Here is a 23,464-nt window from a genome sequence, read left to right as displayed (position 1 = left end):
TTGTGGATAACTTCGCCACCCACACGAGTGAAAACAATGGGGCTGCCACCGTCGGATCCACAGGTCACCGCAGTGAGACGACCGCCCCGAGCAGCCCGGGCCCGGTGTGCGCGCCGATGACCGCACCGACCTCGCTCACATGCAGCTCGGCCAGCCCGGGCACCCGCGCCCGCAGCCGGTCGGCGAGGGCCGAGGCCCGGTCGGGGGCGGCGAGATGGTGGACGGCGATGTCCACTTCGGCACCGCCCGCACGCTCTGCGGTGAGCTCCTCGAGGCGGGCGATGGCCCGGGACGCCGTCCGCACCTTCTCCAGGAGTTCGATCCGGCCGCCGTCCAGCTGGAGCAGGGGTTTCACGGCGAGCGCGGAACCCAGCAGGGCCTGGGCCGCGCCGATGCGGCCGCCGCGGCGCAGATAGTCGAGGGTGTCCACGTAGAAGTACGCCGAGGTGCCGGCGGCCCGCTTCTCCGCCGCCGTGACGGCCTCGTCGGCGGTGCCGCCCGCCTCAGCGGCCTCGGCCGCCGCGAGCGCGCAGAAACCGAGCGCCATCGCCACCATCCCGGTGTCCACCACCCGCACCGGGACCGATGCTTCGCGGGCCGCGACGACCGCCGCGTCGTAGGTGCCCGACAGTTCGGCGGACAGATGGAGCGAGACGATGCCGGGGGCACCGGCCTCGGCGACCTTGCGGTACGTTTCGGCGAACACCTCGGGGCTGGGCCGGGAGGTGGTGACGGAGCGCCGCTTCTGCAGAGCCTGGGCCAGGGAACGGGTCGAGATCTCGGTGCCCTCTTCGAGCGCCCGGTCGCCGAGGACCACGGTCAGGGGAACCGCGGTGATGCCGTGGCGCTCCATCGTCCGCGGCGGCAGGTAGGCCGTTGAATCGGTGACGATCGCGACATGGCGGGACATGAGTCGGAGGTTACCTGGCGTAGCCCAGGGGCGGCAGCCCGCCCCCGCGCGCCCCGACCAGGACCGGCCGTGTCAAGTGGTGCTCTCCGGCCGGGGCTTCTTCTGCCAGGGGTAGGCCTGACGCCACCGGGGCGGGGTGATCGCGGGCTGCACCGGGTCCTCGTCGGGGGCGGACCGGGGTGCCTCGGGCCACGTCTGACGGTCGCCCTGACCGGCGGCGGCCTCGGGCCACGGCGGGGTTTCGGCCGCTGAGGCAGGTCGGGTCCAGTGCCGCAGGGCGTCCGCCTCGACTCCGATCTGTGTGCTCAAGGTGTCCAGATCGTCGTCGGCGAACCGGTGGGCCCGGTCACGCGCCGCCCACCGCAACGCGTCCGCGGACTCGGTGATGCGCGCGGTACGCCGGCGCAGCTCGGGCAGCCGCGCGGCTAGCGTGGCCCGGTCCGGCTCGGATTCCAGGCGCCTGAGCTCGCCGTCCAGTTCGTGCCCGTGTGCACTGAGCCGCTGGAAGAGGCCGGCGGACTCCTTCAGCGACTCGTCCTCGGCGACGCCCGCGTCCAGGGCGTCCTGGGTGGCCCGCATCGAGGTGCGCAGGGTGAGCCGCAGCTGCGCGATCTCGCCCGCCGGGCCGATCTGAACCATGGACCTGGCGCGCAGCGTGTGGTCCTCGACCGTCCGCCGGGCCTGCGTGATCGTACGGTCCACACCGCGCTTGGCAGCGCCGACCGCCTTGAACGTGACGTACGCCCCGCCCGCGATGAAGAGCAGGAAGAACACTGCGAATACGGCGATCACTGCTTCCACGGTGTTCCTCCTCCGCTCCCGACCACCCGACCGTTTCCGAGCACGCCATGGGTGGCCGCGCTCTTCAACGGTAAACGCAAAGGGCAGGCCCGGAGTTCCAGAAAAGCCCCGAACCTGCCCGTAGGGGACCACCCGGAGGCGGCCTGCGGCCGTTACGCCGTGACGATGTTCACCAGTTTCGGCGCGCGGACGATCACCTTGCGGATATCCGCGCCGCCCAGCGCCGCGACCACCTTCTCGTCGGCCAGCGCCGTCTTCTCCAGCTCCTCCTCGGAGATCGTCGGCGGCACCTCCAGGCGGGCCTTGACCTTGCCCTTGATCTGCACGACGCAGGTCACGGTCTCGTCCACCACGTAGTCCGGGTCGGCGACCGGGAAGTCCTGATGCACGACCGAGTCGGTGTGGCCCAGCTTGCGCCACAGCTCCTCGGCGACGTGCGGGGCCAGCGGCGCGATCATCAGCACCAGCGGCTCGGCGACCGTACGCGGCACCGCGCCGCCCGCCTTGGTCAGGTGGTTGTTCAGCTCGGTGACCTTGGCGATGGCCGTGTTGAAGCGCAGGCCCTCCAGGTCCTGGCGGACGCCGTCGATCGCCTTGTGCAGGGCGCGCAGCGTCCCCTCGTCCGGCTCGGCGTCGGTGACGGTGACCTCACCGGTGGCCTCGTCGACGATGTTGCGCCACAGCCGCTGCAGCAGCCGGAACTGGCCGACCACCGCGCGCGTGTCCCACGGCCGGGAGACGTCCAGCGGGCCCATCGCCATCTCGTACAGGCGCAGCGTGTCGGCGCCGTACTCGGCGCAGATCTCGTCCGGAGTCACCGCGTTCTTCAGGGACTTGCCCATCTTGCCCAGCAGCCGGCTGACCTGCTCGCCCTGGTAGTAGTAGGCGCCGTCCTGCTCCTCCACCTCGGCGGCGGGCACCGGGAAGCCGCGGCCGTCGCGGTAGACGTAGGCCTGGATCATGCCCTGGTTGAACAGCTTGTGGAACGGCTCGGCGGACGAGACGTGCCCCAGGTCGTACAGGACCTTCGACCAGAAACGGGCGTACAGCAGGTGCAGCACCGCGTGCTCGGCGCCGCCGACGTACAGGTCGACACCGCCGTGCGGCATGCCCTGACGCGGGCCCATCCAGTACCGCTCGATCTCCGGGTCGACCAGCTGCTGGTCGTTGTGCGGGTCCAGGTAGCGCAGCTCGTACCAGCAGGAACCGGCCCAGTTGGGCATGGTGTTGGTCTCGCGGCGGTACTTCTTCGCTCCGTCGCCCAGGTCCAGGGTGACGTTGACCCATTCCTCGTTGCGCGACAGCGGCGTCTCGGGCTGGGTGTCCGCGTCCTCCGGGTCGAAGGTGCGCGGCGAGTAGTCCTCTACCTCCGGCAGCTCCAGCGGCAGCATCGACTCCGGCAGCGCGTGGGCGACGCCGTCCTCGTCGTAGACGATCGGGAAGGGCTCGCCCCAGTAGCGCTGGCGGCTGAACAGCCAGTCACGCAGCCGGAAGTTGACGGTGCCCGCGCCGACGCCCTTGCGGGCCAGCCACTCGGTGATACGGGCCTTGGCCTCGGCGACCGGCAGGCCGTCCAGCTTGATGTCGTCATTGGAGGAGTTGATGATCTTCGCGTCGTACGAGGCGAAGGCGTCCTCCCACGTCGAGGTGTCGGTACCGCGGCCGTCGGTCGGCTCGACGACGCAGACGATCGGCAGCTCGAAGGCGCGCGCGAACTCGAAGTCGCGCTGGTCGCCGGCCGGGACGGCCATGATCGCGCCGGTGCCGTAGCCCATCAGCACGTAGTCGGCGACGAAGACCGGGACCTTCTCGCCGTTGACCGGGTTGGTCGCGTACGCGCCGGTGAAGACGCCGGTCTTGTCCTTGGCCTCGGCCTGCCGCTCCACCTCGGACTTGGCGCCGGCCTGCGCGCGGTACGCGGCCACGGCCTCAGCCGGCGTCGCGTGGCCGCCGGTCCACACGTCGTGGGTGCCCTCGGGCCAGGCGGCCGGGACGAACTTGTCGACCAGCGGGTGCTCGGGGGCCAGCACCATGTAGGTCGCGCCGAACAGGGTGTCAGGCCGCGTGGTGAAGACGGTGATCTTCTCGCCGTCGATCGGGAAGTCGACGCGGGCGCCCTCGCTGCGACCGATCCAGTTGCGCTGCTGCAGCTTGATGGCCTCGGGCCAGTCCAGCTCGTTCAGGTCGTCCAGCAACCGGTCGGCGTAGGCGGTGATGCGCATGTTCCACTGGCGCAGCTTGGCCTTGAAGACCGGGAAGTTTCCGCGCTCGGAGCGCCCGTCGGCGGTGACCTCCTCGTTGGCCAGCACGGTGCCCAGCCCGGGGCACCAGTTGACCGGCGCGTCGGAGGCGTAGGCCAGGCGGAACTCGCCCAGGACGTCTCCGCGCTCGGTTGCGGTCAGCTCGTTCCACGCGCGCGTGTGGCCGGGTACGGCGCGCTCACCGGACGCGAACTGGGCGATCAGCTCGGAGATCGGGCGGGCCTTCTTCGCCTCCTCGTCGTACCAGGAGTTGAAGATCTGCAGGAAGATCCACTGGGTCCACTTGTAGTAGTCCGGGTCGATCGTGGCGAACGACCGGCGCTTGTCGTGGCCGAGGCCCAGCCGGCGCAGCTGGGCCTTCATGTTCTCGATGTTGGCCTCGGTGGACACCCGCGGGTGCGTGCCGGTCTGCACGGCGTACTGCTCGGCGGGCAGGCCGAAGGCGTCGAAGCCCAGGGTGTGCAGGACGTTGTGGCCGCTCATCCGCTGGAAGCGGGCGAAGACGTCGGTGGCGATGTAGCCCAAGGGGTGGCCGACGTGCAGTCCCGCCCCGGACGGATAGGGGAACATGTCCATGATGAACTTCTTGGGCCTGGCGACCAGATCGGGGTCGCCGGACAGGTCACCCGTGGGGTTCGGCGCCGCGTAGGTGCCGTGGGCATCCCAGAAGTCCTGCCAGCGTGCCTCGATCTCGGCCGCCAGAGCGGCCGTGTAGCGGTGCGGCGCGGCCTCCGCCGACGTGGCGGCGGCAGCGGGGTTCGTCTCGCTCATGATCCTCAAAGCTCCATCGATCGTCTCTGCCTGCGGCTGTGCTTTTCTAGAAACGAAAAATCCCCTCACACAGGAGGGGACGCCGCGCCGATGCCGACCTGCCGTTTCGTCCGGCGGTCGGGACTGATCAGCGCGGCCCGCTAAGCAGAAGGCGTACGGCACGCATGGCGTCAGGGTACCGCAGCCCTTGAGCAAGCCGCGACGCGCTTCCGTATCAACGGTTGACACGTATACCCAAGGCGACAACCGGGACGAGAGTTGAACCAGGTTCAAAACTTACTTCGCGTAACAACCGCTAAGGGACACCACAACGCCCGCATTGCCCTTTGATAACAACGCAATAACTCAAACCTCGTACTGATCGGTATGGCGCCACTTAAGCTGCGGCACCGGGACCGCTTTCCCGAACTGCTCGGAGTTGCCCCCCATGAACCCTCGTCGTAGTAACAGCTCGCTCCCCAAGCCAGGCCGCTCGGCCTGGGGGGTGGCGTCCGCTGTCGTCCTGTTGCTCATACCCGTGGTCGTGCTGACCGGAGGCAGCCAGTTCCAACAGTTCCTGAACTTCGGCGCGGGCGTACTGTCGCTCGTCTCGCTGAGCTGCTCGGTGATCTGGGGTCTGATCGCGCAGGACCGCATCTTCCTCAACACCCGCCAGCGGATCATCGGGCAGGCGGTGCACCGGACGACGGCGGTCGCCTCGATCGCGTTCCTACTGGTGCACATCGTCACGAAGATCGCTCTTGACCACACCGTGGTGATCGCCGCGATCATCCCGTTCTCGCTCGGCGTCACCGGAAGCGCCGGCCTGATCGGGCTCGGCTCGCTGGCCGGACTGCTGATGATCTTCGTGGGTGTCACCGGCGCCCTGCGCAGCAACTTCGCCGCCCCGGCCGTGGTGGCGGCCCGCTGGCGGGCGATGCACATGCTGGCCTACCCCGCGTGGTGCGCCGCACTGATCCACGGCCTGTACGCGGGCCGCGCGGCGAAGCCGTTCTTCATGATCTCCTACGACCTCTGCCTGCTCGGCGTGATGGCCGCGCTGGCGCTGCGCGCCGCCCCGCGCCCGTTCAAGCGCAAGGTCGCGGACCGTCTCGTCTCCATCCTGGGCAGCTCCGAGCGCCCCGACCTGGACGAGCTGGACGCCAGCCGCGCCCGGATGAGCGAGTCCGGCCTGCCGGGCTATGACGGCGGGCGCGAACGCGAGCCGAGGCCCTCACGGGCCGGCACGGCGGCCCCGCAGCCCAACCCGCTGTTCCCGACCGGCGCCCCCGCCCCCGGGCCGGCCTCCGGCTTCGCTGCGGCCTACCGGGCCACCTCCACGCCCGGGCAGCCGCAGCCCCAGTCGCCGTTCCAGGCCGGCCAGACCGCGCGTATGGAGCGCCTCGACCTCGAGGCCACCGAGGCCGTCCGGCGTGTGGACGGCCCCGCCAGCACCTCGGGCAGCTGGCCGATCCCGTCCCCGCCGCCGGTCGGCGAGGCGCCCCCGTCGGCGTACGACCCGCTCCAGGACACCGGATACAGCATGCCGGTCTATGGCAATCCGGGCGCCGGTGGAGCGGGCGGACGTGATGTGTACGACATGGGTGAGACGAACAGCCGCTATGGCACGTACAACTCGAATGACACGTACAACAGCGGTCCCGCCAACGAACCAGCGCCCGGCGCGTCCTTCGACGCACCGGGTTCGGGCGAACCTTGGAACACGCCTTCCGGAGGCTATAGGTGAACGAGGCCCTGCCCGACGTCCCAGAAGTCCGCGTGGTCGGCCTTCCGCAGCTCACGTCGGGCTTCGACCTTGTCGAAAGACTCGATCTGCCCATGCACCTCAAGGTGCACGGGCCGCTTGAGCCCCTGGGCGGGGAGCAGCTCGCGCAGCTCTCCGAACGCATCAATCTGAGGGGCCGCGGCGGCGCGGGTTTCCCCTTCCACAAAAAGCTGCGCTCGGTCGCCGAAGCGGCGATCAAGCGCGGCGTACGACCGGTCGTGGTCGTCAACGGCAGCGAGGACGAGCCGGCCTGCCGCAAGGACACGGTACTGATCAACCGTGCCCCGCATCTGATCCTCGACGGCGCGCTGCTGTGCGCCGAGGCGCTGGGTGCCCGCACGCTCGTGGTGGGGGTCACCCGGGAGTCCACACAGCGCTCCATGGAGCAGGCGCTCGCCGAACGTGGCCTGAGCACCGGCCGCCGTTCGGCCCTGAAGGCGTTCGTCCAGCGCAACCCGGTCCGCATGGTCACCGGCGCCGCCGCGTCATTGATCCGCTCGATCGACGGCGGCCCGGCGATCCCGCCCGGCCGCAAGACCAGCGCCTCGCAGAACGGTGTCGGCGGCGCGCCCACACTGCTGTCGAACGCGGAGACGTTCGCGCAGCTGGCGATCGCGGCCCGCATCGGCCCGGAGCGTTACGGCAACACCGGCCTGTACGACGAGCCGGGCACCGTCATGCTGACGGTCTCCGGCGCGGTCGCCCGCCCCATGGTCATCGAGGTGCCCACGGGTGTGCCGCTGCGCTACGTCCTGCAGCTGGCCGGTGCCCCGCCGGTGCCGCAGGGTGTACTGACCGGCGGCTACCACGGCAAGTGGATCGACGCGGCCACGGTCAACGAGGCGATCGTCTCCCGCAACTCCCTCGACGCGGTGGGCGGCGCGCTGGGCGCCGGCGCGATCCTGCCGATCACGCAGGACACCTGTCCGCTGGGCGAGTCGCTGCGGGTCGCCCAGTGGCTGGCTGAGGAGAGCGCGGGACAGTGCGGTCCCTGCTACCTCGGTCTGCCGGCGGCCGCGCGCGGCATGGAGGACATCCTCAACGGCGGCGGACCTGCCGCCCTGGAGGCGCTCAAGCAGGTCGCGAAGAACGTGAAGCGGCGCGGCGCCTGCTCGCACCCGGACGGTTCCGCGATGTTCCTTGAGTCGACGATCAAGGCGTTCACCGACGACCTGGCCGCGCATGTCCTCGGAAACGGCTGCGGAAGACCCGTGGAGGGCGTTCTGCCGCTCTTCGAGGACGGCAAGCTCCCGACCGGTATCCCTGGCGGCGCAGAGCCCGAGGAGACCAGCGGCAGCCGTCAGAAGATTTACGTCGACTGGACGCTGTGCCGGGGCCACGGCCTGTGCGCGGACATCCTCCCGGAGGTCTTCGAGCTGGGCGCGGACGGTTTCCCGACGGTGGCGCAGGCGAAGGTGCCGCGGTTCGCGGAGGCCAAGGCGCTGCGCGCGGTGCGCCGCTGCCCGGCGCTCGCCCTGCGTCTGGAGGAGGACACGCGCTCCCAGGCGCCGGCCAGGAACCTGCCGGTTCTCTCGCAGGGCCGCGGCCGCCGAGCCCTCGGCCGCTGACCGCACCAGCACCGCTACAAAGCACCACGCACGACGAACACCACACACAAGGCGGGCCACCCGGCCGGGTGGCCTGCCTTACATGTGACACAAGTTTCCCGGCGCCATTTCCGATGTTTCCGAATGTTTCCGAACAACGCCGAAGGCGGACCATCCGTCCGGATGGTCCGCCTTCGACTTCTGTGGAGCTAAGGAGAATTGAACTCCTGACCTCCTGCATGCCATGCAGGCGCTCTACCAACTGAGCTATAGCCCCGCGTTTCGCTCCGCCCGGTCTCCCTGGCGGCGACGCCAACATTACACGGTCGACCGGGTGCACCACCAAATCGTTTCCGTTCTGTACGGATACGGGCGCTAGTGTCGGACTTCGTGACCGTGATCGCGTTCCCCGAGACCCGGCGCCGGGTGGTGGCGGCCCTGGGGGCGTGCCTCTTGTCGTTCACGGCGTTCTGGGCGGCACAGCGGGCCGCGCACGTGTCGATGATCGACCTGATGGTCTATCGGGCGGAGGGGGCGACCGTCCTCGCGGGCGGCGACCTCTACGCGCTCCGTACGACGGCCGCTCATCTGCCGTCCACCTACCCGCCGTTCGCGGCGCTGCTGTTCACCCCGTTGACGCTGCCGGACGTCACGACCATGCGGACGCTGGCGACGGCCGCGAACCTCGTGCTTCTGGTGGCGTTCGTGGCGCTTTCACTGCGGCTCGTCGGGCACGCGCGCGTGGAGGGCGTGCTGTGGGTCGCGGCGGCGGCGGTGTGGTGCGAGCCGGTGTGGACGACCGTGCGCTACGGCCAGGTCAATCTGCTGCTGGCCGTACTGGTCCTGTGGGATCTGTCACGGCCTCCCGCCGAACGTCCGGGCCGCTGGGCGGGGGTGGGCGTCGGGCTGGCGGCCGCCGTCAAGCTGACGCCCGCCCTGTTCGCGGTGTTCCTGCTCGCCACGGGCCTGATGGCGCGCCGCGACGGCCGGGACGGGGGGCCGTGGCTGCGGCACGCGCGCGGGGCGGCCGCCGCCTTCGCGGGGGCCACCCTGCTGGCGGCCGCCGTCCTGCCGTACGACTCGTGGCGGTTCTGGACCGGGATGGTGTTCCGGACGGGGCGGGTGGGGCGTGCCGAGGAGACCGCGAATCAGGCCCTGCGTGGCGTTCTGGCGCGGTTGCTGCACACTCCCGAGCCGGGACTGTTCTGGACCGCCATAGCAGCTCTGACGGCTGTCCTGGGGCTCGCGGTGGCGGTGGCGGCGGAACTGCACGGCCTGCGGGGCTGGGCGGTGGCCGGGTGCGCGGTGACCGCGCTGCTGATCAGCCCGGTGTCCTGGTCGCACCACTGGGTGTGGTGTGTGCCCGTGGTGCTGCTGCTGTGGACGCGCGGGCACCGGGCGGTGGCCGCCGGCACCCTGCTGGTCTTCTGTTCGTACGCCCCGTGGTGGGTGCCGCACCGGCACGGGCGGCCCGAACTGCACCAGGACGCCGTCGACTTGACGCTGTCGGCGCTCTACGCGGTCGCCGGAGTGCTGTTCCTGGCGCTCGCCCGGACATCGTTGCCGAAACCGGGCGCGGCTCAGGCCGTGACGAACGAGTAGAACCGCTTGAGCGTGCAGTGCTCCTCAAGGAGGCGACCGTAGATCGGCTCGCCCTCCAGCTCACGGTAGGTCTCGATCGGGTCGCCTTTTATGATCAGCGCCCGAGCGCATTCCTCGCACCAGTACTGGTAATCGGGGTTGATCGGCTCCATGTCGCGGACGATCGGCGTGCCGCTTCCACACCAGTCGCACTTCCGCCTGTGTGCACCCATCGATCAGCTCCAGCTGTGGCCGCAGGCCGTGCACACGTAGGAGATCCCGCCGTTGTCGCCCAGCACTTGGGCCACATGTGCGGAACCGCAGGAAGGGCAGAGCAGCCAGGTGATCGTATCCCGTATCAACGCCGCACCGAGGAGCTGGCCGCCCTCCTCAAGGATGCTCGCAGGCATCGCTACTCCCTCCCGTCGGGCCGCGCCCCCTTCCGGCCGTTTGATTCTGCCACGGCCGGACCAATACGGTCAGCGACGCCTCAGTACCAGTCCGGACACGGCACCCGCGGCCGCCGTCGCGGCGAGCGACCATGCGCAGGCTGACAGCGCCTCCGCAGAGGTATACGCCCGCGGCGCCCCAAGTGACTCAAGCCGGTTCAAGAACAGCGTGCCGAATCGGACGACACCGATCAGCCGACCGAGCGGGCGGGATGCAGGGCGCCGTAGCCGAGGCCGCTCTGAACGGGCAGGGTGAGGGTGAAGAGGAATCTGGCGTTGACGGCCATGACGCGGAAGACGGCCAGCGGAACCGTCATCAGCGACGCGGCAGTCGCCAGCAGGACCAGGCCGGGGAGGTCCAGGCCGGGGACAGGACCAGGCCGCGCGCCCGCTCCGGCCCGGATCCGGCGCCCGGCGGCAGGGTGCGCCTGCCGAGGACGCGGAGTACGGCACCGACCGGCACATTGACGAAGAACCGAGGATCGCCGAGTAGGCGCCGGCCGCCCGGATGCGGGCCTCTCCGGTCAGCGTGCCCTGGATGAGGCTGAGGACCTGCGGGATCATCACCGCCGACCCGGCGCCCTGCACCAGCAGGACGGAACGCGATCAGCTCGATGGCACCCCTGGGCCGGGCCACAGGCCGGCGAGGCCGTCGTCAACCGTGCGAGTCCAGCGAGGTGGACCCGACCGTGGAGCCCGTCGCCGAGCCAGGCGCCGGTGACCAGGAGCACGGAGTAGGTGATGGCGTAGCCGGCGACGACCAGTTACAAGTCGGCACCGAAGGCGTGCTGTTCGGAGCCGGCCTGGGAGGACTTCATATGGGCGCTGTCCGGGACGCGCCGGATCGTGGTCTGCGCCCGGAGGACGAACGGACGCGGGAGAAGGTCGTGTTGTTGCGGGAGCGCAGACCGCGGTTGTGGCCGGTGACCGGCGACGAGGCCGCCGAGTTCGTCCCGATCATCCTGGAGTGGAACGCAGAGAATCCCGCCCTCTGAAGAGGACGGGATTCTCTCATCGATCTTTGACAACTCGACAGTGTGTGGAGTGCCGATCAGTGGAGCTAAGGAGAATTGAACTCCTGACCTCCTGCATGCCATGCAGGCGCTCTACCAACTGAGCTATAGCCCCTCGCGTTCTTCCCGTCTTTCCGCTCGGCGGGGCGAACAAGAAGAACTTTAGCCTGCGACCTGCTGGAAAGTGAAATCCGGGTCCCGGCGTCGGCCGGGCGGCCTGAGGGTCCTTGGCGGGACGCCCGAAAAGGGCTCTCAGTCGTCGTCGCCGAGGACGGGCTCCGGAAGGGTACCCGCGTTGTGCTCCAGGAGCCGCCAGCCGCGGGCGCCTTCGCCGAGCACGGACCAGCAGCAGTTGGTGAGACCGCCGAGGCTCTCCCAGTGATGGGAGTCCAGGCCGAGGAGGCGGCCGATGGTGGTCCGGATGGTCCCGCCGTGGCTGACCACCACGAGGGTGCCGTCCTCGGGCAGTTTCTCGGCGTGCCGGAGCACGACGGGGGCGGCCCGGTCGGCGACCTCGGTCTCCAGTTCGCCGCCGCCGCGGCGGACCGGCTCGCCGCGCTTCCAGGCGGCGTACTCGTCGCCGTGGCGGGCGATGATCTCCTCGTGGGTGAGGCCCTGCCACACGCCCGCGTAGGTCTCGCGCAGCGCCTCGTCGCGGATCACGTCGAGGCTGGTGAGGTCGGCGAGCTGGGCGGCCGTGTCGGCGGCCCGCTTCAGGTCGGAGGAGACGATCGCGTCGGGGCCCAGGGAGGCGAGCAGCCGGGCCGCGCGGCGTGCCTGGCCGATGCCGGTCTCGGTGAGCTCGACGTCGGTGGAGCCCTGGAAACGGCGTTCCACGTTCCACGAGGTCTGGCCGTGCCGCCACAGGATGATGCGGCGGCCGCGGCCCTTGCGGTCGGTCACCTCGCCCGTGGCGCTCATCACCACTCCCCGCCCGGCTCGCCGGCGTCCTCGTCGGCCTTCAGTTTGGCGTGCTCCTCGGCCTTGCCGCGGGTGGCCATGGCGTCGGCGGGCAGCTCGATCTCGGGGCAGTCCTTCCACAGCCGTTCCAGGGCGTAGAAAACGCGCTCCTCGCTGTGCTGGACGTGGACGACGATGTCGACGTAGTCGAGCAGGATCCAGCGGGACTCGCGGTCGCCCTCGCGGCGCACCGGCTTGGCGCCGAGTTCCTTCTGGAGGCGTTCCTCGATCTCGTCGACGATCGACTTGACCTGACGGTCGTTGGGCGCGGAGGCCAGCAGGAAGGCGTCCGTGATCGACAGGACGTCGCTGACGTCGTAGGCGATGACGTCGTGGGCGAGCTTGTCGGCTGCCGCCTGGGCGGCGGTGGTGATGAGCTCGAGGGAACGGTCGGTGGCGGTCACTACGTGGCTTTCCGTCGGCGGTCGTTTGACCTCAAGGGTCTCACGAACCGCCGGGCGTACCCCACGTGATTACCGCGTCACGTGAGGTACGGCGGGCGTGCTCAGGAGGAGGACGGCTGGTAGTCCTGGCCCAGGACGACCGAGACGTCGGCGCCCGAGCCGACCGTGCCCTTGGCCACGGCGCCGGTGCCGAGGCCGAGGGTCTTGGCGACCTCGGTGGCGTTCGCCTTGTCGGCGGCGTCGGAGTACAGCACCCTGGAGGCCGCCTGGGTGCCGGAGCCCGTACCGCCTTCCAGGAAGGTGTAGCCGCCGTTGACGAGGACCACGCGGGCCTTGTCGGTGTTGCCCTTGACGCCGGTGGCGTTCTGGACGGAGACCCGGACCGCGGAGTCCGCGGCGGGGCTCTTGGCGGTGCCGCCGAGGATGTCCTTGACCACGCTGGAGCTGGTCTGGGCGCTGAGGGTGCCGTCGTTCTGCACGGGCAGCAGGGCGGTCTTGTAGTCGCCGCTCTTGGCGAGGTCGGCGAGCTTGGCGAGGAAGGCGCCGAGGTCCTTGTCGGTGAGCGAGGGGTCGAGGATCTGCGCGAGGCTCTGCACGGTGACCGTGGCGGCCGAGGAGTCGGAGGACATCTTGCGCAGCACACCCTGCATGACCTGCCCGAACCGCTCCAGCTGGGCGTTCTGGGCCTCGCCGGAGGCGCGGTAGGTGGCGTAGGCGACGGCGGCCTTGCCGCTGAGGGTCTGGCTCTTGCCCTTGTGGACGAGGGGTGCCCCGTCCTTCTTCTTGGCGCCCGGGTCGGGGACGTCGGCGTTGGTGTCGATGTCGATGTTGCCGACGAGTTCGACGAGGTTCTGCAGGTAGGGGGTGTCGAGGCGCCAGGTGCCCTGGATGTTGGTGCCGAGGACGGTGTCGAGCTGGTCGCGCGTCCCGGAGGAGCCGTCGGAGTCGACGGACTTGGCGAGGGTCGTGGTGGTGCCGTCGTCGGCGGTCATGGCGAGCGAGTTGGGCAGCAGGACGGTGGTGCCCTGCTTGGTGGTGGTGTTCTCGACGAGCAACGCGGTCGAGGTGCCGCCGCCGCTCGTGTTGTGCAGGTGTACGACGACCACGTCGCGTTTCTGTGCGGCCGCGGACGTCGTCGTACCGCCCTTGGAGCCGGAGGAGGACAGGCCGGGCAGCTTTCCGGCGTACCAGAGGTAGCCGGCGCCGCCGACGGCGACCAGGGCGAGCACGACGACCAGGGCGATCATGCGGCTGCGGGCGCGGCGCTTGGCCTCCTCGCGGCGCTCGGTGCGGTTCTCGGTGAAGTTCAGCCAGTCGATGACGTCCTCGGAGTCACCGTCCGGCTCCTCGACGAACGCGAACTGCTCGGTGTGGTAGTCCCGTTCGCCCCCGGCGGGCCGGCGACCGGTGGGCGCCTCGGCGGGTCCGGCCTGCTGCGGGATGTGCGCGGTCTGCTCGGCGACCCGGGGCTGCCGGCCGCTGGTGGCTGCCTGCCCGTAGGGGTCGTAGGCGGCCTGGCTGCCGGTGTTGTACGGGTCGTAGGCGGGCGTGGGCGGCTGCTGCCCGGTGTCGTGGAAGGCGGCATGCTGCCCGGTGTCGTGGACAGGGGCATGCTGCCCGGTGTCGTACGACGGCGGGCCCTGCCGTCCGGTGTCGTACGACGGCGCGCCCTGCTGTCCGCCTCCGGCGTAGGGGTCGTATCCGTAGTTCTGTCCGGCGTGCGGGTCGTACGTCTGCTGTGGTTGCGCCGGGATCTGGCGGTACACCGGTTGCCCGTACTCGTCGTAGCCGACGAGTTCGTACTGGTCGCGTCCGTAGCCCGCGTCGTATCGGTCGTTCACCGGTGCCCCTCTCGGCTCACTCGCCGCGGTACAGCTCGCGCTTGTCGATGTAGCGCACGACTCCGTCCGGCACCATGTACCAGATGGGGTCGCTCTTGGCGACTCTCGCACGGCAGTCTGTGGAGGAGATGGCGAGCGCGGGAACCTCCACCAGCGAGACGCCGCCCTCCGGGAGGCCGTGGTCGGTCAGGTGGTGCCCGGGCCGGGTGCAGCCGATGAAGTGGGCGAGGGAGAAGAGTTCCTCCGAGTCGCGCCAGGTGAGGATCTGGCCGAGGGCGTCGGCGCCGGTGATGAAGAAGAGGTCGGCGTCGGGGTTGAGGGCACGCAGGTCGCGCAGGGTGTCGACAGTGTAGGTGGGGCCGCCGCGGTCGATGTCGATTCGGCTGACGGAGAACTGCGGGTTCTCGGCGGTCGCGATGACCGTCATCAGATAGCGGTCCTCGGCCGGTGAGACCTTGCGGTGGGTCTTCTGCCACGGCTGCCCGGTGGGCACGAACACCACCTCGTCGAGGTGGAACTGGGCGGCGACCTCGCTGGCCGCCACGAGGTGCCCGTGGTGGATCGGGTCGAACGTTCCGCCCATGACGCCGAGGCGGCGTTTGCCGGTGTGCGGGGGGCCCGCCGGCGTGAACAGCGGGGTCGTCACCGTGTCGTCGGCGGCATCGGCCGCGTCATTCGCCGGACCGGTAGGCATGTCCTGCTCTCCCATGCGTGCAGACCCTACCGGCCCGGCCCATGGGCCCCGCCCGGAGGACGGGTGTCGGGCGCAGCGGCCGGCTCAGCGGTCGCGGTTGAAACGGGTGGTGATCCACAGCAGAAGCAGCAGGATGAGGAACGCGCTGCCGCCGGTGACAAGCGGGTCGAGGCTGTTGTGGTTGCCACCGTGCTCCCCACCGTCGGCGGCGAGGGTGACCAACTGGGCAGCGGCGCTGTGGAGATTCATCATCTGCGGCAGGACCTATCGCGTGTGGACGGGATAAAGACGTCGGCCCATCGTATGCGGGCGGCCTGGTGGCGATCACGCCGACTCCGCTATTGGGCCGATGCCTGCATCACAACGGCTCGGGGAACGATCCCGAAGGCTCAGTCGTCCTTCTGTCTGTAGCCGCGCAGCAGGAACCAGGCGGTCAGCGCGCAGCCGAGGAACATGACGATCAGAACGACCTTGAGCAGGTCGCCCGAGCCCTGTTGCTGGGCGGCGCCCGCCGCCTGGGTGAGCCAGGCGGCGTGGGGGTTGTGCTCCATGAGGCACTCCTTCGGCTGTACTGCCCGTCCACGGTATCTCCGCCTAGGCTGGGCCTTGCTTCGGGGGCACAGTGGGCACACTCACGCACATGGGGGATGACATGTCCGACGACGGCCACGAGCGGAACGGGCACGAGCGGGTGCCGGGCAGGCAGCGCAGGCGGTTCCCGGGGATCTCCTCGCGCGCGTACGAACATCCGGCCGACCGTTCGGCCCTGGTGGCGCTGCGCAGGCTGAGCGGCTTCGACACGGTCTTCAAGGCGCTCAGCGGGCTGCTTCCGGAGCGGAGCCTGAGGCTGCTGTTCCTGTCCGACTCGGTCCGTGTGTCGGACCAGCAGTTCGCACACCTGAACGGCATGCTGCTGGACGCCTGTTACATCCTGGACCTGAAGAAGGTCCCGCCGATGTACGTCAACCAGGACCCGCAGCCCAACGCGATGTGCATCGGCCTGGACGAGCCGATCATCGTGGTCACGACCGGGCTCGTCGAGCTGCTCGACGAGGAGGAGATGCGGGCGGTCGTCGGGCACGAGGTGGGGCACGCCCTGTCCGGGCACTCGGTGTACCGGACGATCCTGTTGTTCCTGACGACCCTGGCGCTGCGCGTCGCCTGGATCCCGCTGGGCAATCTCGCGGTCATGGCGATCGTCACGGCGCTGCGCGAGTGGTTCCGCAAGTCGGAGCTGTCCGCCGACCGGGCGGGCCTGCTGGTGGGGCAGGATCTGCGGGCGTCGATGCGCGGGCTGATGAAGATCGCGGGTGGCAACCATCTGCACGAGATGAACGTGGACGCGTTTCTGCAGCAGGCCGAGGAGTACGAGGGCGGGGGCGATCTGCGCGACTCGGTGCTGAAGATCCTGAACGTGCTGCCGCGTTCGCACCCCTTCACCACGGTCCGCGCGGCCGAGCTGAAGAAGTGGGCGGAGTCCCGCGACTACCAGCGGATCATGGATGGTCACTATCCGCGGCGGGACGGGGACAGGGACACCTCGGTCAGCGACTCGTTCAAGGAGTCGGCGGCGAGCTACGCGAGTGATGTGAAGAGCTCCAAGGACCCGCTGATGAAGCTGGTCACGGACATCGCGGGCGGGGCCGGCGGCCTGGGCGGCCGGGTCAGGCGCGGCTTCGAGGGTTTCACGAGCGCGCCGCCCCCGAAGGGCGCTTCCCCGAAGGAGGCACCGTCGCAGGACGGTCCGGCGCAGGACGCTCCCCCGCGGGACGAGGAGTAACGGGGGCTTCGTCAGACCTTCGGCTCGGCCGCGCAAGACCTTCGGTTGGGCCGCCTCAGACCTTCGGTCCGGCCCCGTCAGACCTTCGGTTCGGCCGCGGCGGCCAGCGTCCCGCACAGGGCGGTGGCGCTGTCCGTGGCGTACGGGTTCGTCCCCGCGGGGCCGCCTGCCCTGGCCGTCTGACCGGCCAGCAGCGGGTGCAGGTGGTTGGCGGAGTCCTCGGCGCAGGACAGCGGGCCGGCCTGGACGTAGGAGACGACCAGCTGAGTCTGGTGCAGGCGCAGGTCGTCCCGGTCGAAGCGGAAGGTCAGCTCGCGGCGGACGGTGAACAGGGAGACCTGGGAGCCGGCCCGGGCGCCGGTGGGCCGCAGCGCGTAGACGAGGGTGTGGTCGGCGGTGACCTCCAGGGTGGCCGAGTCGGTCTCGGTGGCCTGCAGGCTGCCCTGGATGCGGATCTTCGGATCGGCGAGCTCGGCGCGGGTGGGGTCGAAGCGGATCAGCCATCCGGTGGGCGCGTGCCGGCCGTCCGCCGTGGGGTGGTCGAAGCTCTGGTCGAACTGGTCGAGCTGGCCGGGGTCGAGCAGCACCCGCGCGGGCCGCACCTCACTGCTGTCGAGGACCTCGGGGTAGAGCGCGGAGCGGACGATGTAGTCCTTGGCCGTGGTCAGGGCGGTGACGACCTGGCTGTCGGAGAAGTGCGCGGTGCTGCGGGCGGGCGGCAACGATATCCCTTCGGCGCCGACCTGGTACTGGGCGGCGGGGCTGTGCGCGAACAGGGCCTCGGCGGCGGCGGCGCCGGGCACCTTGCCCGGCGGGGCGAGCGGTATGACGGTCATCCGCAGGGCTTCGACGGGCTGCTGGGCCTCCTGGGTACCGTAGGGGTGGCGGACACCCATGTAGATCGCGGTGCCGAAGGCGACGAGGATCAGCAGGACGAGGATCAGGGCCTGCCGGGTGAGGCCCCGGCGCAGCGGCGGGCGGCGGCGTACGGCGGGCGCGTGGTCGGCCATGCGTTCGCGCGCGGAAGACTCCTGGAGGCGGGCAGCGCGGACGAACGATTCGTCGAAGACGACGGATCGGTACTCGTCCTCTCCACCCACGGGGCCGCCCTCGGGTGTCCCCTCGGGTGGGTCTCCAGGCCCGCCCATACTCTCAGAGTAGGTCTCGGAAGCCTCAGGTAAACGCCCTGCTACACGACAAGTTCTGACAGGTTCTCACCAGGACGGGCAATCGCCGCTCAGGGGGTGCGCGGGACCGCGGAGACCGCCGACTGGGCGGGCTGGGAGTATTCGGGGGACGCGGAGGGTGCCGCGGCGGTGCCCTGTTCCAGTCCGGTGGAGGGGGGCCTGGGCACCTGGTCGCGGCTGCCTCCCGAGGAGGCGCCGCGGTAGACCGCCGCGAAGGCGAGCGCGACCATGCCGATGCCCATGACGAGGGCGAGCACCCAGGCGACGGGACGGTGCCAGCGCACATGCTTGCCGTACGCCCCCGCGGCGCCGTACCGGTGTTCGAGTGCGTCGGCGTCGTCCAGGTCGTCGAGGTCGGCGCTGTGGCCGGAATCGGGGCCGCCGGGGCCGAAGCCGTCGTCGTAGTGCTCGCCTCTGGCGTGGGCACGGCGGGCCTCGGCCTCGGAGGCCTCGGCTCTGGCCTGTGCGGCGGCCAGGAGGCGTTCGACCGCGGTCGGCTCGTGGATCAGGGCCGCCTTGACGAAGGCCTCGTCGAAGACCACGGAGTCGAACTCTTCGTCCGACATCTCGCGGTCATGGTCGTCGTCGGGCTCCCAGCCGTCAGGGAACGGCATGCCCCCCACGTCCTCCGGCACGTGTCCAGAGTAGACCTGGGGGGTCAATTTGGGCAGACGGTATGGAAATTCATAGGCCCTGTGCGGCACCTTCACGCCCGCGCGGGGCTCCGTACGCCCTTCCGCGCGCCCGCACGCCGTAGGCGTAGGGCGGGCGCGGTGGGGCCGTACGGGTGTCAGCGGCGGATGTGGCCGTCGCCGGTGACGATGTACTTGGTGCTGGTCAGCTCCGGCAGGCCCATGGGGCCGCGGGCGTGCAGCTTCTGGGTGGAGATGCCGATCTCGGCGCCGAAGCCGAACTGGCCACCGTCGGTGAAGCGGGTGGAGGCGTTCACGGCGACGGTCGTGGAGTCGACCAGCTGGGTGAAGCGGCGGGCGGCCTGCTGGGAGGTGGTGACGATGGCCTCGGTGTGCCCGGAGGTCCACAGCCGGATGTGTTCAACGGCCTTCTCGAGGGAGTCGACGACGGCGGCGGCGATGTCGTACGACAGGTACTCGGTCTCCCAGTCCTCCGGGACGGCCTCGACGACGGTCGCCTTGGAGGCCTTGGCATATGCCAGCACGCGTTCGTCGGCGTGGACGGTGACGCCGGCCTCGGCGAGGGCGTCGAGCGCGCGGGGCAGGAACTCGGCGGCGATGTCCTCGTGTACGAGGAGCGTCTCGGCGGCGTTGCAGACACTGACCCGCTGTGCCTTGGAGTTGATCAGGATGTCGATCGCCATGTCGATGTCGGCGTGGGCGTCGACGTAGACGTGACAGTTGCCGGTGCCGGTCTCGATGACGGGGACCTTGGACTCCATGACGACGGTCTGGATGAGGGAGGCGCCGCCGCGCGGGATGAGGACGTCGACGAGGCCGCGGGCGCGCATCAGCTCGTGGACGGACTCGCGGCCCTCTCCCGGCACCAGCTGGACGGCGTCGGCGGGCAGCCCGGCGCCGCCGACGGCGTCGCGCAGGACGCGGACGAGGGCGGTGTTGGACTCGTAGGCGGAGGCGGAGCCGCGCAGCAGGACGGCGTTGCCGGACTTCAGGCAGAGGGCGGCTGCGTCGACGGTGACGTTCGGGCGGGCCTCGTAGATGATGCCGACGACGCCGAGCGGGACGCGGATCTGACGCAGGTCGATGCCGTTGGGGAGGGTGGAGCCGCGGACGACCTCGCCGACCGGGTCGGGCAGCTTCGCGACGTCACGGACATCGGAGGCGATGACACGGACCCGCTCGGGGGTGAGGGTGAGGCGGTCGACGATGGCCTCGCTGGTGCCGTTCTCGCGGGCCTTGGCGATGTCCTTGGCGTTGGCCTCCACGATCTCGCTCGTACGAACCTCCAGGGCGTCCGCGATGGCGAGCAGCGCGTCGTCCTTCACGGCACGCGGCAGCGGCGCGAGGTCGGCGGCGGCGGCCTTGGCACGGTAGGCGACCTGGGTGACCGGGGACATGGCGTCATACGGCGAGAGCGTGGTCATGGGGGAAGGGTAGTGCGCGACCGCGTCCCGTCCACGCGTCATTCCATACCGCGAGACGCGATCAAAAGGGGCGATAGCGGTCACTGTCAGAACGGGTGGATACCGACCGGTGTCGCCGGTGGCGGTCCGTAGCCCTCGGCGACCCGCTGGTGGTAGGTGGCGCGGTCGATGACCTCCAGGCCGACGATCTCCCAGGCCGGCAGGCCGGCGGTCTGGCGGTGCTCGCCCCACAGGCGCAGCGCGACGGCCGCTGCGTCGTGGAGGTCGCGGGCCTCTTCCCAGTAGCGGATCTCGGCGTGGTCGCAGGCGTAGCGGCTGGTGAGGAGGAACGGGTGGTCGTGGGCCAGTTGTTCGAGTCCGCGGCGCAGTTCCGGCAGGGGGACCTCGGCGCCGCAGACGCTGAGGGTGACATGCCACAGGCGGGGCAGGTCCTTCGGCTCCTCGTAGGTGGCCCCGGCCGCGACGCTCATCAGAGCACCGCGGGACGCCGAAGCCCCAGGGCGCACTCGTCTCACGACGGCCTCCTTCAGCTGTGCTCGTGCGGAACCACGTGTCCCTGAGACAAAGTTGAGCAGGCCGCAAGAGTTCGTGTGGCGGTTTTACGGAACGTCCCCCACCGGGGTCCGTCGTTACGCCCCGTTTTACGGATTCAGGATCACCAGGTCGTCCCTGTGTACGACCTCGCGTTCGTACGCCGGGCCCAGTTCGCGCGCCAGCTCCCTGGTCGAACGCCCGATCAGCTGGGGGATCTCCTTGGCGTCGAAGCTGACGAGCCCGCGGGCCACCGCGCGGCCTTCCGTGTCGCGCAGTTCGACCGGGTCGCCCGCGGCGAACTCGCCCTCGACGACGGCGATCCCGGCGGGCAGCAGCGACTTGCGGCCCTGCACGACGGCGCGCACGGCTCCGTCGTCGAGGGTGAGCGAGCCCTGCGGGGTGGAGGCGTGCTGAAGCCACAGGAGGCGGTCTGCGGACCGTTTGCCGGCGGGGTGGAAGTAGGTGCCGGTGTCGCCGCCGGAGAGCGCGTCCGCGGCGTGCACGGCGCTGGTGAGTACGACGGGGATGCCGGCGGCGGCGGCGATCCGGGCGGCCTCCACCTTGGTGACCATCCCGCCGGTGCCGACGCCCGCCTTCCCGGCGCTGCCGATCTCGGCGCCCGCGAGGTCCTCCGGGCCCTTCACCTCCGCTATCCGGGAGGTGCCGGGCTTGCTGGGGTCGCCGTCGTAGACGCCGTCGACGTCGGAGAGGAGGACCAGGAGGTCGGCGTGGACGAGGTGGGCCACGAGGGCGGCGAGGCGGTCGTTGTCGCCGAAGCGGATCTCGTCGGTGGCGACGGTGTCGTTCTCGTTGACGACCGGCAGGGCGCCCATCGCGAGGAGTTTGTCGAGGGTGCGGGAGGCGTTGCGGTGGTGGGCCCGGCGGCTCATGTCGTCGGAGGTGAGCAGGACTTGGCCGACGCGGACGCCGTAGCGGGCGAAGGAGGCGGTGTAGCGGGCGACGAGCAGGCCCTGGCCGACGCTGGCGGCCGCCTGCTGGCGGGCCAGGTCCCGGGGGCGGCGGCGCAGGCCGAGCGGGGCGAGGCCGGCGGCGATCGCTCCCGAGGAGACGAGGACGACCTCCTTCTCCCCTCCGCTGCGGCTCTTGGCGAGGACGTCGACGAGCGCGTCGACCCGGTCGGCGTCCAGGCCGCCGGAGGCGGTGGTCAGCGAGGAGGAACCCACCTTGACGACGATCCTGCGGGCCTCGCTCACGGCCTGCCTTGCCCTTGCCACGTCGTGTCCCCACTTCCTTGCGCGTGGCAGCAATCTACGCGAACGGGACGGGCGTCCGGCCGCCCGTCCAGCCTCCGGACACGGCGACGGACACCCCGAGGGACGGACGCCGCGCATGGCGATACGTGATCGCGTGACTGCGGACCGCACACGGTAAAAAGGTTGCGTTGGCCGTCCATGGAAATCGAAACGAACTTAAAGTTAATTTAAAGTCTGTGTCATCTAAAGATCGCCGCATGAAGCGCGTCCTCCTCAGGTCGGGAAAGAGTCCCTACGACGTCGTCACCGTCGAGGAGGCCCTGCACCGGGACGTCATGGCCACCAACTCGGGCAACCTGATCTTCAGCGACGCCGCGCACAAGATTCTCGAGACACCGGACACCGAGGTTGTCTCGAACGGCATGCCCTCCGACGTCTCCGCGGCCGCACGCATCAACGAGGAGTACGACGCCTTCGTCATCCCGCTCGCCAACGCCTTCCGCCCGTCCTTCGAGAGCGCGCTGAAGCGGATGACGCGGCTGATCTCGAAGTTGAGAATCCCGGTTGTCGTGCTCGGCGTCGGTGCGCAGACCGGAGTCGGCTACAACCCGGACCGGCTGAAGCGCATCGAGCCGACCGTGCGGGAGTTCTGCACGGCGGTGCTGGAGCGCAGCGCGTCGATCGGCGTGCGGGGCGAGTTCAGCGAGCAGTACCTGAGAAACATGGGCTTCAATGACGTCGAGATCATCGGCTGTCCTTCACTGTTCTTGTACGGCGACCGGCTCCCGGTGCACAAGAAGGCGCTGGAGCTGACGCCGGAATCGCGGATCGCGATCAACGGCTCGCACAGCGCCGTACGCACGCAGGGCCTGGACCGGATCATCACGCGCACCCATGAGCGCTACCCGTATCTGCGGTTCGTCGGCCAGAACCTCAGTGACGCACGGCAGTTGCACTGGCGGGACCTGTCGGATCCCAACGCCGCGGTGACCGCGATGCCGACCCACCCGGACCACCCGATGTTCCGCGAGGACAAGGTGCGGGTCTACGTCGACCCGGTCACCTGGATCGACGATCTGCGTTCCTTCGACTTCTCCTTCGGTTCGCGCATCCACGGCAACATCGCGGCGCTGCTCGCCGGCACGCCGGCCACCGTGCTGTGCGGTGACTCGCGGACGCTGGAGCTGTGCCGTTACTTCGAGATACCGCACCTGCGGCTGGACCGGGCGGTCAAGGACCCTGATTCGGCGGACCCGGCGAAGCTGTACGCGGAGGCCGACTTCGGCGGGCTGGTCGGCGGACACCGGGAGCGCTTCGAGCGGTTCACCGGGTTCCTCGACAAGAACGGTCTGGAGAACACCTTCACGCACGGCGACGGCGGAGCGGCCTTCGAGGAGCGGATGCGCACGCTGGCGTTCCCCGCGGGCATCCGCCCCTGGAACGAGGCGGACCTTGCTTCGCTCACCTCTCGCTTCGGCTGGCTGCACAGCCGTATCGACGAACTGTCTTTGGACAACGCCAGGTTGCAGAAGGAACTGGCGCGCGCCGGAGCCCGCGCCAAGGCGGCCGCCGCGCAGCCGGCCTCGGTCTACCGGCGGGCCCGGCGAGCCGTGGGCAGACCGATCCGGCGGGCGCTGGGGGCGGCGGGTCAATAAGCCAGGTGCCGGGTGCCCGG

The 23,464-nt window shown here is 70.1% G+C and carries 23 protein-coding genes and 2 tRNA genes; 6 read left to right on the top strand and 19 right to left on the bottom strand.

Going from position 1 to position 23,464, the window contains the following annotated elements:
- Positions 1-64: 64 nt before the first annotated feature.
- The 3 genes from ABZ396_RS34650 to leuS all read right to left on the bottom strand — a co-directional run bounded on the left by ABZ396_RS34650 (position 65) and on the right by leuS (position 4,743).
- The gene (locus ABZ396_RS34650) at positions 65-910 is read right to left on the bottom strand and encodes a DegV family protein (RefSeq protein ID WP_358916167.1); all 846 of its coding nucleotides are present in this window, start codon (positions 908-910) and stop codon (positions 65-67) included.
- A gap of 72 nt (positions 911-982) precedes the next feature.
- Positions 983-1,711 carry a hypothetical protein gene (locus ABZ396_RS34645; RefSeq protein WP_358916169.1) on the bottom strand — a complete coding sequence of 243 codons (729 nt, stop codon included), beginning with the start codon at positions 1,709-1,711 and terminating at the stop codon, positions 983-985.
- 152 nt (positions 1,712-1,863) lie between these two features.
- Positions 1,864-4,743 carry a leucine--tRNA ligase gene (gene leuS / locus ABZ396_RS34640; RefSeq protein ID WP_358916171.1) on the bottom strand — a complete coding sequence of 960 codons (2,880 nt, stop codon included), beginning with the start codon at positions 4,741-4,743 and terminating at the stop codon, positions 1,864-1,866.
- A 427-nt stretch (positions 4,744-5,170) separates the two neighbouring features.
- On the opposite strand from leuS, the gene ABZ396_RS34635 reads away from it, so the two are divergent.
- Complete coding sequence (locus ABZ396_RS34635) at positions 5,171-6,469, top strand: cytochrome b/b6 domain-containing protein (protein ID WP_358916173.1); 1,299 nt, start codon at positions 5,171-5,173, stop codon at positions 6,467-6,469.
- On the top strand, positions 6,466-8,076 hold the full coding sequence (locus tag ABZ396_RS34630; RefSeq protein WP_358916174.1) for an NADH-ubiquinone oxidoreductase-F iron-sulfur binding region domain-containing protein: 1,611 nt from the start codon (positions 6,466-6,468) through the stop codon (positions 8,074-8,076). Before ABZ396_RS34635 ends, ABZ396_RS34630 begins: the two co-directional genes overlap by 4 nt.
- Before the next feature lie 183 nt (positions 8,077-8,259).
- On the opposite strand, the gene ABZ396_RS34625 is transcribed toward ABZ396_RS34630, so the two are convergent.
- Positions 8,260-8,332, bottom strand: a tRNA-Ala gene (locus tag ABZ396_RS34625).
- Positions 8,333-8,445: 113 nt separating this feature from the next.
- Here ABZ396_RS34625 and ABZ396_RS34620 point away from each other — a divergent pair.
- Positions 8,446-9,657, top strand: coding sequence for a glycosyltransferase 87 family protein (locus tag ABZ396_RS34620; RefSeq protein ID WP_358916176.1), 1,212 nt, complete (start codon positions 8,446-8,448; stop codon positions 9,655-9,657).
- Here ABZ396_RS34620 and ABZ396_RS34615 read toward each other — a convergent pair.
- The 3 genes from ABZ396_RS34615 to ABZ396_RS34605 form a co-directional block, all read right to left on the bottom strand.
- Positions 9,636-9,869, bottom strand: a complete 234-nt coding sequence (locus ABZ396_RS34615) for a hypothetical protein (protein ID WP_006136074.1) — start codon at positions 9,867-9,869, stop codon at positions 9,636-9,638. The two genes, ABZ396_RS34620 and ABZ396_RS34615, sit on opposite strands and share 22 nt — an antisense overlap.
- 3 nt (positions 9,870-9,872) lie before the next feature.
- Entirely contained in the window at positions 9,873-10,046 is a 174-nt protein-coding gene (locus tag ABZ396_RS34610) for a hypothetical protein (RefSeq protein ID WP_358916178.1), read from the bottom strand.
- Positions 10,047-10,276: 230 nt separating this feature from the next.
- Positions 10,277-10,402: a hypothetical protein gene (locus ABZ396_RS34605; protein WP_358916180.1), complete on the bottom strand. Its 126-nt coding sequence runs from the start codon at positions 10,400-10,402 to the stop codon at positions 10,277-10,279.
- Positions 10,403-10,903: 501 nt separating this feature from the next.
- Here ABZ396_RS34605 and ABZ396_RS34600 point away from each other — a divergent pair.
- The gene (locus ABZ396_RS34600) at positions 10,904-11,080 is read left to right on the top strand and encodes a hypothetical protein (RefSeq protein WP_358916182.1); all 177 of its coding nucleotides are present in this window, start codon (positions 10,904-10,906) and stop codon (positions 11,078-11,080) included.
- A gap of 60 nt (positions 11,081-11,140) precedes the next feature.
- On the opposite strand, the gene ABZ396_RS34595 is transcribed toward ABZ396_RS34600, so the two are convergent.
- The 7 genes from ABZ396_RS34595 to ABZ396_RS34565 all read right to left on the bottom strand — a co-directional run bounded on the left by ABZ396_RS34595 (position 11,141) and on the right by ABZ396_RS34565 (position 15,548).
- Positions 11,141-11,213 (bottom strand) — tRNA-Ala (locus ABZ396_RS34595).
- A gap of 137 nt (positions 11,214-11,350) precedes the next feature.
- Positions 11,351-12,019 carry a histidine phosphatase family protein gene (locus tag ABZ396_RS34590; protein WP_358916184.1) on the bottom strand — a complete coding sequence of 223 codons (669 nt, stop codon included), beginning with the start codon at positions 12,017-12,019 and terminating at the stop codon, positions 11,351-11,353.
- Positions 12,019-12,462, bottom strand: coding sequence for a ribosome silencing factor (rsfS, locus tag ABZ396_RS34585; protein WP_358916186.1), 444 nt, complete (start codon positions 12,460-12,462; stop codon positions 12,019-12,021). Before rsfS ends, ABZ396_RS34590 begins: the two co-directional genes overlap by 1 nt.
- Positions 12,463-12,563: 101 nt before the next feature.
- Complete coding sequence (locus ABZ396_RS34580) at positions 12,564-14,303, bottom strand: LCP family protein (protein ID WP_358916188.1); 1,740 nt, start codon at positions 14,301-14,303, stop codon at positions 12,564-12,566.
- A 16-nt stretch (positions 14,304-14,319) separates the two neighbouring features.
- On the bottom strand, positions 14,320-15,012 hold the full coding sequence (nadD, locus tag ABZ396_RS34575; protein ID WP_358916190.1) for a nicotinate-nucleotide adenylyltransferase: 693 nt from the start codon (positions 15,010-15,012) through the stop codon (positions 14,320-14,322).
- Between the two features lie 69 nt (positions 15,013-15,081).
- The gene (locus tag ABZ396_RS34570) at positions 15,082-15,249 is read right to left on the bottom strand and encodes a hypothetical protein (protein ID WP_358916221.1); all 168 of its coding nucleotides are present in this window, start codon (positions 15,247-15,249) and stop codon (positions 15,082-15,084) included.
- A gap of 137 nt (positions 15,250-15,386) precedes the next feature.
- Positions 15,387-15,548 (bottom strand): hypothetical protein, encoded by a 162-nt coding sequence (locus ABZ396_RS34565; protein ID WP_358916192.1) that lies wholly within the window; start codon positions 15,546-15,548, stop codon positions 15,387-15,389.
- Between the two features lie 101 nt (positions 15,549-15,649).
- On the opposite strand from ABZ396_RS34565, the gene ABZ396_RS34560 reads away from it, so the two are divergent.
- Positions 15,650-16,777 carry a M48 family metallopeptidase gene (locus ABZ396_RS34560; protein WP_358916212.1) on the top strand — a complete coding sequence of 376 codons (1,128 nt, stop codon included), beginning with the start codon at positions 15,650-15,652 and terminating at the stop codon, positions 16,775-16,777.
- A 77-nt stretch (positions 16,778-16,854) separates the two neighbouring features.
- On the opposite strand, the gene ABZ396_RS34555 is transcribed toward ABZ396_RS34560, so the two are convergent.
- The 5 genes from ABZ396_RS34555 to proB form a co-directional block, all read right to left on the bottom strand.
- Positions 16,855-17,925 carry a hypothetical protein gene (locus ABZ396_RS34555; RefSeq protein WP_358916194.1) on the bottom strand — a complete coding sequence of 357 codons (1,071 nt, stop codon included), beginning with the start codon at positions 17,923-17,925 and terminating at the stop codon, positions 16,855-16,857.
- Positions 17,926-18,014: 89 nt separating this feature from the next.
- Positions 18,015-18,599: a hypothetical protein gene (locus tag ABZ396_RS34550; RefSeq protein ID WP_358916195.1), complete on the bottom strand. Its 585-nt coding sequence runs from the start codon at positions 18,597-18,599 to the stop codon at positions 18,015-18,017.
- 155 nt (positions 18,600-18,754) lie between these two features.
- The gene (locus ABZ396_RS34545; protein ID WP_358916197.1) at positions 18,755-20,041 is read right to left on the bottom strand and encodes a glutamate-5-semialdehyde dehydrogenase; all 1,287 of its coding nucleotides are present in this window, start codon (positions 20,039-20,041) and stop codon (positions 18,755-18,757) included.
- 86 nt (positions 20,042-20,127) lie between these two features.
- The gene (locus ABZ396_RS34540; protein ID WP_358916199.1) at positions 20,128-20,511 is read right to left on the bottom strand and encodes a hypothetical protein; all 384 of its coding nucleotides are present in this window, start codon (positions 20,509-20,511) and stop codon (positions 20,128-20,130) included.
- 171 nt (positions 20,512-20,682) lie between these two features.
- Positions 20,683-21,789, bottom strand: coding sequence for a glutamate 5-kinase (gene proB, locus ABZ396_RS34535; RefSeq protein WP_358916213.1), 1,107 nt, complete (start codon positions 21,787-21,789; stop codon positions 20,683-20,685).
- A 257-nt stretch (positions 21,790-22,046) separates the two neighbouring features.
- Here proB and ABZ396_RS34530 point away from each other — a divergent pair, with 257 nt between their 5' ends.
- Positions 22,047-23,444 carry a polysaccharide pyruvyl transferase family protein gene (locus tag ABZ396_RS34530; RefSeq protein ID WP_358916201.1) on the top strand — a complete coding sequence of 466 codons (1,398 nt, stop codon included), beginning with the start codon at positions 22,047-22,049 and terminating at the stop codon, positions 23,442-23,444.
- Positions 23,445-23,464: the final 20 nt, after the last annotated feature.

This window comes from Streptomyces sp. NPDC005866 (assembly GCF_040629895.1).
Taxonomy (GTDB): domain Bacteria; phylum Actinomycetota; class Actinomycetes; order Streptomycetales; family Streptomycetaceae; genus Streptomyces.
This window is presented reverse-complemented; position numbering and strand designations above follow the sequence as displayed.